Here is a 12,595-nt window from a genome sequence, read left to right on the forward strand (position 1 = left end):
CTCATTGAACCCCTGCCGTTCAAACCTTTGGCAAGAACTTATACAGCAACACACCGTGCGCCGGTACCTTGAGCTTCAAGTTACCTGACCGGACGTCAACATTGCCAATATCCTTTTGGCGCCAAAGGTCTCTCACTTTCAACCTTCCTTTCATACCCAGTTTAGCCAGGTCGTGGTAGGTCATATCCACCTGCTCCAGGCCGAAGTTACAAAATCCTACCGCTTTACTGCCATCCTCCAGTTGCTTTACATAAATACGCAGGTCACCAATGGTTTGCACGCAGGTGGCCTGCTTACCCAAAGGGTCCTGATCAATATCGATCACCTCATCATTGGTCAACAAATTCAGGGTAAAAGCATCCAGCTTCTCCATATCGCAACCGATCAGCAGCGGTGCCGCGAAAAGGCTCCATAAGCTGATATGCAGATATTGCTCATCAGGCTTGAGCTTGCTCGGGTGTGTGTTCCCCCAGCCCACCTGACCTACCACCAGCATATCAGGGTCGTTCCAATTGCCAGGCTTAGCGTACGGGGCCGAGCGGTCCTGGGCAAGGGCGATGTTCTTGACGCTGGTCCAGGTGTCGGTGATATCATTAGTGGTTCGCCAGCAATTGCCGTTCACTGAGTCGCCCCACTTCCACACATCCGACATACCGTACTGGCATACGCTAAATACGATATCCCGCGGTTGCTTACGCAACAGGTCGCCCATCAGTTTAAAGGGCTTAATGGCTGTGTTCAACCTGTCTCCACCACGATACGATAATGAGCTCACTTTATAAGGGTCATTCTCCGGCATGCCATCGATCACGTTACCATAGCTGCACCAATCGTATTTTAAATAGTCAAATCCCCATCGGGCATATGCTTCAGCATCCTGCTGCTCATGCTCATAGCTGCCTACGCAGCCACCGCAGGTCCACGGGCCGGGGCTCGAGTACAAGCCTATCTTAAGCCCCATACCATGAATGGCATCAGCCAAACCCTTCATATCCTTAAAACGCGAGTTTGGAACGATGTTGCCTGCTTCATCGCGCAGTTTTCCGCGCAAAGAGGAGTCTTTGGAATCGCGGTTGTTCTCCCAAAAATCGTCCACATTGATATAGGTCCAACCGTGATCGATCAGGCCACTTTTCACCATGGCGTGGGCTGCACGTTTCACCTTATCGGCCGATACCTGGTGCGCAAAGCAGTTCCAGCTATTCCATCCCATAGGCGGCGTAAGGGCTATGCGGTCGCCGCACTTGATGCGCAGGATACGTTGAGCTACCCCTTTGGCATTTTTTGCTTTGATGGTCACGGTATAGTTGCCAGCTTTTAACGCACCGCCGGTGATCAGTCCGGTCCTGCTATCAAGTTTGAGTTCCTTAGGCAGGTTGATGGCAGTGAAGGTCATAGGTTTACTTCCGGTTGCAGTGACCAGGTGCTGGAACGGCGACCCCGGTCGCACCCCGAAAACTTTCGCACCTGTTAGTTTAGGGGAAGCCGACGGTTTCGGAGTAAGTACATAAGGTGTACTGGGCACCGGATCATAGGTCTTTAAAGTAGAAACCCCTATCGTTTCAAATTTGGCATCTACCCATTCCACGTGATCATAATAATCGCCGTTGCCGCCATCGTTCACGACCAGCTCCACCTTTTTAATACCTTCCAATGATACCTGGCAGGGTTTAGCGGCATCGCCAAGGTGCATGACACCGCTCGACCATAATTGCTTGCCATCGCCATTGATCACGAATTCGGCAGCAGGTTTTTGTCCTTTCACCTCATCATCAATGCCAACCAATGCAGAGAACGACCTTGCCTTACCTTCTGTAAGAACGGTAAGCATACTTACGGCATGGCTGCCAAAGCCGCGCTCAAAGGTGCGGCCGGCAATGCTGAAAGCTCGGCCGTCTACTGTCTTGTTCTTTTTGGGTACGCCGTAGCCCTGAGTGGCCGCGCTCAGGTCAAGCTGATCCAGCCAAACGGTATTGGTTTGTGCTTGCGACGGCGAACCGCTCAACATTGCACCGCTTATTAATAGCAAGGTGGTCAGCGATCGCTTAATTAAACGTTTGAAGTGTTCGAGGTTGTCAGGTAGCATATCTTTCATATAGGTTATTGATTCGTTGGTCGTGTTCTTGTCCTGGTGATACGTGATCCGAATACAGATCCTGTTTTTCATTCGACTCGTCACGTACCGCCGGCTGCAAAAGTATCTGTACGCTAAGCTAAGCACCGCTACAAATGTCTTCTCTAAGGATAATAATGTACGTTTTTAAAGCTTCTGAACTCAACTTGTGTTGACCGGTCCACTAATGTGCTACGTCCTTCAGATGTTAGCAGCGTCAAATTAACTAAGTCAACTCAACTTACCGACCATGTTATCTATTAAGCATTAATGCCTAAAGGTTGTGATCTTGTGCTTCCCGTGCAAAAACAAATCACCAGATCAGCGGTTGTTCGACGAAACCTTTACCACCGACCAATATAACCTCTTTTTTATACGAACCGACCTATACATTTGACTTATGCCTCAAAAGTGGCTTTTGATATTATTTTTATCGCTGTTGCTAAGTGCCGAAGCGTACTTTGGTTACCGCCTGCATGTACTTTCGGCTCAACAAGAACAGATCAAGGCCGATCATTCCGACATCAATAACATCACGCTCGGTCTCTTCTCGGTAGACCAATGGGAAGACAAGATAGCCGGGATCGTTAACCATCAGGTACGTCAGTTCAAATTGACGCCTCAGCAAAAACAACAATTGCTGAAGGAGATCGAGAAGATCATTTATGCGCTGATCGATAAGGCTGAGGCCATCGTTAACAAACCGCAAAAAAGCTTAGGTGCCAAGTTGAAGAAGCTGGCCGTTAAGACCTTTGTAAAAACGGACAAGATACGGGCTCAAGTACCATCATTTGCACGCACCATATTAAAAAAAGTGGACGACCCGAGACAAAAGTCGCGTTTGAGCAGTATGGCTATGGACAAATTCGATGATGTGCAGCACAGTAAGACCATGGACAGCACACTCAAAGCCAACCATAAACAAATGGAGGCCATGTTCAACAAGTACCATGTTTCGTCGCACAAGGAGCTGAACAAAAAATTATCTGACTCGTTAGCATCCATCCGCACCAAAACCTATAGCTACTGTTTTGGCATGCTGGGTTGCGTAGCAGCGGTGCTGATGGTGTGGTGGATATGCCGCAAACGCACCGACCTGCATGTGATCCTATTCATCATGTCGTTATTGTTCGCCTTTATATTATTGGCTGTTGGTCTTACCGCTTCCATGATCGAGGTAGATGCCCGCATAGCCACGCTCGATTTTACCCTATTGGGCGAACATGTGCTGTTCAGCGACCAGGTATTATTCTACCAAAGTAAAAGTATATTGGATGTGGTGAAAGTGCTGATCAGCCAATCGGCCATCGATTCTGTAGCGGTGGGTGTCCTGATCCTTTGCTTCAGCATTCTGTTCCCGATCATGAAGCTGACGTCGACCGGTATACACCTGTTAGGCAGAAAGAAACTGGCCGAGAACAAGGTGATCAAGTACTTTGCCTTTCAGTCGGGCAAGTGGAGTATGGCCGATGTGATCGTGATCGCGGTGCTGATGACCTTTATAGGACTGAACGGCCTGTTAGACAAGCAACTGGCCTTGCTCAATATCAACAGCGCCGACCTCACCGTACTCACTACCAACAATACGGCCTTGCAACCCGGCTTTATCGTGTTCATCAGCTTTGTATTATATGGACTGATCTTGTCTACCATCCTTAAATTCATCACCCCACACGACGCCCACTAATGAGACCAACTATTTTAAATATCATTCTCATCATAGGCCTGAGCATTTTGTTGTGTGCCGAAGCTTATTTTGGATATCATGTGTATCACTCCTCCATTGAGCAGGAGCATATCAACGAGGACTATAGCCTTTCCAACAACGTAACGTTCGGCCTCTTCTCGATCGATCAATGGCGCGATCGTATAGCCGCGGTGGTCGACCGTAAGATCAGTGACTTTCATCTGACCCGTCAGCAAAAACGCGATATACAAAAGGCGGTAGAGAAACAACTGCATGCCGTGGTGGCCAGTACCGTTGCGGAGGTAAACAAACCGCAAAAGTCGTTAGGTGGCAAGCTCAAAAAGCTGGCTTTCAACATCATTGTCGATTCGGCCGATGTACAGGCACAGGTAAAGCCCTTTGCCCAAACCATTGTGGCCCGCATCAGCAGCCCTACCACTCAAAAACGATTGAAAGGCATAGCTGCCAGCAAGATCGATCAACTTGAGCAGCAAACTTACGATAGCACCAGCGTGGCCAATTACAAAGTGACCAAGTACGTGTATCAAAAATATCATGTGTCAGACCCGATAACCTTTAATCAGCGCATCAAAGAGCGCTTAAAGAGCGTACACCAGGAAACCGTGATGAGCGCTTACAAAATGGTGGGCTGCGTGGTATTGGCGTTGATACTGTGGTGGATCATGCGTAAAAGAGTACAGCTACAAACGGTGCTATTCATTATGTCGTTACTGTTCGCGGCGGTGATGCTGGCCGTAGGGCTAACCGCATCGGTGATCGAGGTGGACGCCCGCATCAGCTCATTCCACTTTACGTTGCTGGGAGATAAGGTGGAATTTATAAACCAGGTACTGTTCTATCAGAGCAAGAGCATATGGCAGATCATTACCACACTGATCGGTCAGCAAAAGCCCGATGCGATCACTATTGGCATACTGATCCTATTGTTCGTGATCATTTTACCGCTGATCAGGCTGCTGGCCATTGGCATCCACGTGCTGGGAAGAGACAGTATAGCCGAAAGGTCCGCCGTAAGATACCTGGCCTTTGAGTCAGGTAAATGGGACATGGCCGATGTGATGATCGTAGGCCTGCTGATGACCTTTATAGGCTTGAACGGGATCCTGAAAAGCCAGCTTTCCGGCTTGAATATGAACACCGGCACCTTGCATGTGGAAACGGTCAACAACTCGTCCTTACAGCCGGGCTATTACATATTTGTGGGATACGTCGTATTCTCCGTACTGCTTTCTTACATCCTGCGTAAGCTTGATGCCAAACAAGATAAAGACAAAGCGGCCGCAACCGAACGATCAGCACCAGATGCTGATCCGGCGGTGCAAGGTTGATCTGAAAAATAATAGCGAGCAGGCTCAAGATCCTGCTCGCTATTGCTTACTATTCTTCCTCAGCGTTATTCTTCATTTTCATTAACAGCGCATAAGCGTTCTTGGTCACTATCCGGGTACCAACGCCGATACCCGCCCCATCGATCTGCTGACGGCCATTGCGCTCATCGCCGGTCTTGACAGGCATCATGCGATAGGTATCACCGCTTTGAGCCTTGAAAACGTAGAACTTGTTTTGCCATCTTACAATGGCCGCTTCTGGCGCCGTAAGGGCCGAACGGTCAGACACCTCCACCTCGGCGTTCATGAACATGCCTGGCAGCAATGACCGGTCGAACTGCTCGAAATGGCAATGTACGTTGGCCATGCGGTCCTCGTCCAAATTCTTACTGATCAAAATGATTTCGGCCTCATACTTCTTCTCCGGGTGGTCGGTATTGTAGGTCATCACCTTCTGACCTATAGCCAACTGGTTCACATCCTTCTCGAACACGTTAAGAGACAAGTGAATATCTTTAGGGTTCACCAATTCAAAAAGCACATCAGTAGGCGATGTATATTTACCGATGTTGACGTTCACTTTGGACACAAAGCCATCGATAGGCGACCTGATACTGATACTTTTGCTGATGTTGGACGGGTTCAACCTTTTGGGGTCGATGCCAATCAGCTCCAGCTTTTGCGCTAACGACCGCATGAGAATACGCTGCGTTTCCATATCGGCCTTGGCCAGTTGGAACACCTTGTCGCTGGTGGCCTTGCTGGCGTTCAGTTCCTGCTGGCGCCTGTACTCGGTCTCGGCAAAAGCTGAGCGTTCCTTTGCCGATAGATAGTCCTGCTGTATCTGGATGAACTGCATATCTTCCAGCACACCTAACACCTCGCCTTTGCGTACATGCACGCCGGGCAGCAGTTCAGTTCGCTTCAGGTACCCACCTAATGGAAAGCTTACACTCACGGTACTTTGTGGCGGTACATCGATGGTGCCTTGCAACTTTAACACACCGCTCAATTTGGCACTGTCAGGATGGCCAACCTCGATCCCGGCGTTCCTGATCTGGGCGGCGGTGAGCTTTACCAAAGTGGTGTCTTGTGGTGGTTGTTCGGTCTCTTCTTCCTTCTGCTTGTGCTCGCCACAGGCAGCGAACAAAACCAACAAAAAACAAAGTTTTATATATATTTTCATGGGTTTATCAAAGATCATTAAGTTTTTGTGCTTGTATAACCGCTTCATTATAGCTGCGGAGAATGTCGAGGTATTCGCTTCTTAAGCCCACCGCGCGGTCGACCAGGATGACCCATTGCAGGTAATCGATCTCGCCCCCGGTGAATTGTTTACTGGCCGTACTGATGATCAGATCAGCCTGGCTTAAGCCCTGCTGCTCGTAATAATGCAAACTGGCCGCATATTTGGCCACCTGCTGGCGGGCGTTCTGCAGTTCGGTACGCAGTTGCTGGGCAACGTATTCGGTACGTTTTTGCGCCTGCTGCCATTCGATCTTAACAGCCGCCGCCCTGGCCGATTGGGCACCCCAAAACAGCGGTATGCCTACCCCTACGTTAACATAATGGAACCGTTTACCGGCACCAAAATAGGTCTCCTGCCCCTGCACGATCTGCGAACCGGAGATGCTCTGGTCGTTCACGCCCAGCAACAGATCAGGTAATAGGCGCGACCTTTCGGTACGCCAGCGCCATTTGACGGCCTCGGCCTGGTGGGCGGATGAACGTACCTGCGGCAGCTCATCAACCGAAACATCCGCAGCGGTCAGGAACGGGTCACCATTCAAGCGGACCGAGTCTTTGGCGGGTACGTATGTCACCGTATCGTTTAGGATCACATTGAATTGCTTGAGCATGATCTCTTCATCGGCACCGGCCATGGCCAGTTGATTGGTGATCTGCTGGTGATGCGTCTGCGCGGTGGTCTTCTCTAAAATATTGGCCTCTCCCACCTTAAAACGCAGGTTGGTCTTCTTCTCGAATAGCGTGTAAATGCTATCAGCATAACGCAACAGCTTTTGCTTCTCGTTCAACCACACCAGTTCGTAAAATAAGCGCCTTACTTCGGCCCTGATTTCCTGGCGGGTCAGCTGCGTTTGCGCCTGGGCAGCAAGATAGCTTTCCTTTAGCACACGCTTTTGATTGATGTACACTGATGGGAAATTGATACTCTGCGTGATACCGATCCGTGTATCGTTCAATATGCTGTTGATCTGACCGTAATCGGCACTTAGTTGGGTCTTGGGCAGGTCGTAACCTGTCCGTGTGCGTACCTGTTCGGCTTGTTCGCTCAGCTTGGCGCCTTGCAGTTGAAGGTTGTTGCTGCTGGCAACTTCCAACGCTTTGCTTAAAGGTACACGCACCGGGGCCTGCTGTGCAGAGGCGTTGCCACCGATCATTAAGCTTAACACTATCAGTATCACAGCCGCGTTAGGTCTGATCTTGTGTTTACCTTCAAACAGCAAGTACAAGGCCGGCAATACGAACAAGGTCAGGAAGGTAGCTGTGATCAGTCCGCCGATCACTACGGTGGCCAGCGGCCGTTGCACTTCGGCTCCGGCACCATTGCTTATCGCCATAGGTAAAAAACCCAACGAAGCCACAGCGGCGGTCATTAACACCGGGCGCAGGCGATTGCGTGTGCCTTCTTTCACCAATTGCAACGAATCTACCACCCGGCCTTCCATCTTGATGCGGTTAAATTCCGATATAAGCACGATACCATTAAGCACCGCCACCCCGAACAAGGCAATGAAGCCTACACCCGCAGATATACTGAACGGCATCCCTCGCAATGCCAGCGCGTAAACGCCTCCAATGGCCGATAACGGTATAGCGGTGAAGATCAATGCAGCCTCCTTAACAGATGAGAACGCAAAATAAAGCATCACAAATATGAGCAATAGCGCCACCGGCACGGCTATGCTTAACCGTTTTTTGGCCTGGGTCAGGTTCTCGAAAGCCCCGCCATAAGTGATCGTGTAGCCCGGGGCCAGCTTCACTTTGGCGGCGATCTTTTGCTGCAGTTCTTCCACGATGGATTGTACATCGCGGCCACGCACGTTGAAACCAACGGTTATACGGCGGCGGGCGTTCTCGCGCTGGATCTGGTTAGGGCCTTCCACCTCCTCTACCGATGCCACCTGATATAAAGGGATCTGGTTACCATTAGGGGTCGATATCAGCAGGTCCTTTACATCGTTCGGGCTACGGCGGCCTTCGGCACCTACTCTGACCACCAGGTCGAATCGTTTTTCGCCTTCATATACCTTGCCGGCCGCAGCGCCCGCAAAAGCCGCATTGATGGTACGGTTCACGTCGGCTATATTGAGGCCGTACTTGGCTATCTCGGCGCGGTCATATTTGATCACCACCTGGGGCATACCGGTCACCTTTTCTACGTAAAGGTCGGCAGCGCCATCCACCGTCTTGCTTATGTTGCCTATCTGTTCGGCATATCGCGCCAAGGCGTCCAGGTCCTCGCCAAATATCTTACAAACAACATCTTGCTTGGCGCCGGTCATCAACTCGTTAAAGCGCATCTGTACCGGATACTGGTAACTTTGAGTAACGCCGGGAAAGGCGTCCTGCACGGCTGCGGACATCTTTGAGGCTATCTCGGGAAAGGTGTTGGCGCTTGTCCATTCGCTTTTAGGTTTCATGACCACGATCATGTCGCCGCCTTCGATAGGCATGGGATCGGTCGGGATCTCGGAGCTACCGATTCGTGACACCACCTTTTCCACCTCCGGGAACTTGCTTTGCAGCAATGCCGATATCTTTTGTATGGTTTCAACCGTAGTACTCAGGTTTGTGCCTACCAGCAACCGGGTCTCTACCGCAAAGTCACCTTCCTCTAACTGAGGGATGAACTCGCCGCCCATGCGGGTAAATATAATGAGTGCTATCGCAAACAGGCCAAACGCTATGCCGACCAACGTTTTTCGCATATTCATGGCTTTGGCCAAAGCTCGCTGATAGGCGTTCTCGATCTTGTCCATTACCCGGTCAGACAAGTTGGGCTGATGGCTGATCTTTTTGCTGATGAACACCGAACTGATCATTGGGACGTAGGTAAGAGAAAGGATGAAAGCGCCCAGGATGGCGAATGCCACGGTTTGCGCCATGGGCTTGAACATCTTACCCTCAATACCTGATAACGACAGGATCGGCAGGTAAACGATCAGGATAATGATCTGCCCGAAAACGGCTGCGTTCATCATGCGCGACGCCGAACCAGCTACTTCCTCGTTCAGTTCCTCGCCGGTAAGCTCGTTCTTGTGTTGATATTTTTTGGAGAAGTGTAAATGGTGCAATATGGCTTCCACAATGATCACGGCGCCATCAACGATCAAACCAAAATCCAGTGCGCCTAAGCTCATCAGGTTGCCGCTCACACTAAAGATGTTCATCATGATGATAGCGAACAGCATGGCCAGCGGGATCACCGAGGCAACGATAAGCCCCGCTCGCAGGTTACCCAAAAAGATCACCAGTACAAAGATCACGATCAGCGCGCCCTCCATCAGGTTATGCTCCACCGTGCCTATGGCATTGTTCACCATTTTGGTACGATCCAAAAATGGTTCAATAAGCAGCCCTTCGGGGAGGGTCTTTTGTATCTCGGCTATGCGTTGTTTCACATTCTTGATCACTTCAGATGAATTCTCACCTTTCAGCATCATCACGATCGCACCAGCTACCTCGCCCGTTTTTCCGTAATTAAGAGCACCGTAACGAATAGCCGAACCAGGCTTGACCTCGGCGATGTGCTTGATCAACAGCGGTGTGCCATCAGCGGTATTTTTTACCACAATGTTCTCGATATCGGCCATGCTACCAGTTAAACCTTCACTGCGGATGTACAATACTGTTGGTCCTTTCTCTATGTAGGCCCCACCGGTATTCTCATTGTTGTTATGCAAGGCATTAAAAACGTCAGTAATAGTAAGATTCACCGACTTCAAACGGGCCGGGTCAACCGCTACCTCATATTGTTTCAGTTCGCCACCAAAGGTTGATACCTCGGCCACGCCCTTGGTGCCAAGCAACTGACGGCGCACGATCCAGTCTTGAATGGTGCGCAGGTCAGCCAAGGTGTAGCGGCTTTCATAGCCTGCTTTGGGGCGAAGCACGTATTGGTATATCTCACCAAGGCCGGTGGTAACCGGGGCCAGTTCGGGTTTGTTGGCATTACCGTCTATCTCCACCTGCGACAGCCTTTCGGTGACCTGCTGGCGAGCCCAATATATATCGGCATCATCATCGACCACAACAGTAATGAGCGAAAGGCCAAAGCGCGACATGCTGCGGCTCTCTTTGATGCCTGGTATATTGCTGATCGCCTGTTCGATAGGGAATGTGATCAAACGTTCCACATCCTGGGCACCAAGTGACGGAGCTGTGGTAATGATCTGTACCTGATTGTTAGTGATGTCAGGTACGGCATCAATGGGTAACCGGCTCACTTCGTATATACCGTAGACGACCCACAGTAACATAAAGAGACCGATCACCAACTTATTTTCTACAGAAAATCGGATGATTTTATTTAGCATTGATCTGCGTTAAAGAATTGACAAATGACCTGCACAGCAACTTTGAAACTCACCCTTAAGCGAGCAAAGTGTGCAAGTGACCTCAATAAAAAGGGATAGATTTACTTTAAACGCAGGGTGGCCTGAAAAGAGACGCTAAGGCCGGATCAGGATGGAACACCTGTTGATGATCCGGATATATGGAAACGACCGGTTGGCTATGCCTTTTGATGACATAAGTACGAATCATAGGTATGAAGCAAACAGGCGCCGAATGCGCGTCTATCTTTTTAAAAGGCAGCTGCATGTCGCGATCATCGTCATCATCGTTCATGTCGTTACCCCAGTAATGCATAGAGAGAAAGGCCCAAAAGCTTACTTGTCCATTGATACGCTGATGTTCGGCAAAGTGTTCGAAAAGTACGGGCAGCTTGAAGAGCTGATGAAGTTCAGTGGAGCTGAACGACATCAAAGTAAGCAGTATGTAAACGCATACTTTCTTCATTGATACAAAAATAGCCAAATCCGGCTAACGGCCAAGTAACAATTGTCAAGGTTTAGGCAACATTTGCGCTTACTGGTGATCATTCAGGCGCTCCGCGATCTCGCGGCCCACCTTTTCGATCACTCCCACCACCAAGGCATTACCCATAAAGAAGGCACGCTTGATGTCAGATACTCCACGGGTATGATCGTCAGGGAACATGTTGCAGCGTTCAAGCTCTATTGGGGTCAAACGCCGTAATTTACCGTTTTGCGATACCACGTGCTTGAAACGTGACGGCGATGCCCCACCCTCTCCGGTGATGATAGTGCGCGATGGCCGATCAAGCGGATCGGGGAATATCATGCCGCCTTCGTTATATTGGTAGGCAAAGCCCGACGCCTTGTTCACACGTTCCTCGTTCTTGGCTCCTTTAAGGTACGCCCATTTATCAAGGCTCGTTGCATCGATGTAGTAACTGGCTGGCACCGATGCCTCATCCATAAGCAGATCGCCTAAGGTGGTGCGGAAGCCTTCATACTGCGCCATCACTTTCTTGGTGGTCACCTGGCGGCCGATCATGATACCCGCGTTCTCGAACGGCGACAGGCCACCCGACGTGGCGCTGAACCGTTCGGATATGTCAGCCAGGTCCCCATCGATGTGGAAGGTCTTACTTTTAAAGGTAAGATCGGTAGCCGGGAAGGCTTTCGCGAATACACCATCTTTCATGATCACTTCTTCGGAGCCTACGCCGGCAGTGACCTGCTTATATATGGGTGAATTCCTGTGATAGGCCAAAATGAACGTGCGGCGCCTGCGTTGCGGCATGCCATGGTCGGCAGCGTTGATCACCCGCCACTCCACAGCATAGCCCAGATCGGAAAGCGAGGCCAGTATGATGGCAAAATCGCGTCCGCGCTGCTGAACGGGCGTTTTTAAAAGGCGGTCAACGTTCTCTAAAAAAACGTAGCTCACCGGACTCCCTTTATCGAGCTTGGCCTTTAAGATGCGATGTATCTCCCACCAAAGTACTCCCTTTTTGCCCTGCAAACCGCCCGACCGACTCAGCGTACGGGCCACGGAGTAATCCTGGCATGGAAAGCCGCCTACCAGCATATCATGATCAGGGATGGCATCGGCCGGTACCTGGGCGATATCAACATTGTGGTGCCCCTCCGAGCCAAAACGCGCCTCATATACTTTCGAAGCGTCCTGGCTTTTGGTGGAAGGCTCCCACTGATCGCTCCAGATCACCTGGTAGTCGCTTGCGATGGGGGCCTGGTAGCCGCTCAGCGCCGACATGCCCTGCCAGCCCTCCAACCCCAGCCTAAAGCCACCAACGCCCGCAAATAACTCAACTACCTCGATCTTTTTAGCCATGAATGAATGATATGATCGGCTAAAATAGCGAACAGAAAC

The 12,595-nt window shown here is 50.4% G+C and carries 7 protein-coding genes; 2 read left to right on the forward strand and 5 right to left on the reverse strand.

The window, feature by feature from the left end; genetic code table 11:
• Positions 1–19: 19 nt before the first annotated feature.
• Complete coding sequence (locus LLH06_RS13240) at positions 20–2,095, reverse strand: NPCBM/NEW2 domain-containing protein (protein WP_228169764.1); 2,076 nt, start codon at positions 2,093–2,095, stop codon at positions 20–22.
• A 418-nt stretch (positions 2,096–2,513) separates the two neighbouring features.
• Between LLH06_RS13240 and LLH06_RS13245 the strand changes: the two genes are divergently transcribed.
• Together LLH06_RS13245 and LLH06_RS13250 are read left to right on the forward strand one after the other, a co-directional pair.
• Positions 2,514–3,800 carry a paraquat-inducible protein A gene (locus LLH06_RS13245; RefSeq protein WP_228169765.1) on the forward strand — a complete coding sequence of 429 codons (1,287 nt, stop codon included), beginning with the start codon at positions 2,514–2,516 and terminating at the stop codon, positions 3,798–3,800.
• Entirely contained in the window at positions 3,800–5,149 is a 1,350-nt protein-coding gene (locus tag LLH06_RS13250) for a paraquat-inducible protein A (RefSeq protein WP_228169766.1), read from the forward strand. The genes LLH06_RS13245 and LLH06_RS13250 overlap by 1 nt, the downstream gene beginning before the upstream one ends.
• Before the next feature lie 49 nt (positions 5,150–5,198).
• Here LLH06_RS13250 and LLH06_RS13255 read toward each other — a convergent pair whose 3' ends face one another.
• From LLH06_RS13255 to dcm, 4 genes are all read right to left on the reverse strand, one after another.
• Entirely contained in the window at positions 5,199–6,335 is a 1,137-nt protein-coding gene (locus LLH06_RS13255) for an efflux RND transporter periplasmic adaptor subunit (protein WP_228169767.1), read from the reverse strand.
• A gap of 7 nt (positions 6,336–6,342) precedes the next feature.
• Positions 6,343–10,710: a CusA/CzcA family heavy metal efflux RND transporter gene (locus LLH06_RS13260; protein ID WP_228169768.1), complete on the reverse strand. Its 4,368-nt coding sequence runs from the start codon at positions 10,708–10,710 to the stop codon at positions 6,343–6,345.
• 106 nt (positions 10,711–10,816) lie between these two features.
• Positions 10,817–11,194 (reverse strand): hypothetical protein, encoded by a 378-nt coding sequence (locus LLH06_RS13265; RefSeq protein ID WP_228169769.1) that lies wholly within the window; start codon positions 11,192–11,194, stop codon positions 10,817–10,819.
• 69 nt (positions 11,195–11,263) lie between these two features.
• Positions 11,264–12,556: a DNA (cytosine-5-)-methyltransferase gene (gene dcm, locus LLH06_RS13270; protein ID WP_228169770.1), complete on the reverse strand. Its 1,293-nt coding sequence runs from the start codon at positions 12,554–12,556 to the stop codon at positions 11,264–11,266.
• Between the last annotated feature and the right edge of the window lie 39 nt (positions 12,557–12,595).

The sequence above is a fragment of the Mucilaginibacter daejeonensis genome (genome assembly GCF_020783335.1).
Classification (GTDB): Bacteria; Bacteroidota; Bacteroidia; order Sphingobacteriales; family Sphingobacteriaceae; genus Mucilaginibacter; species Mucilaginibacter daejeonensis.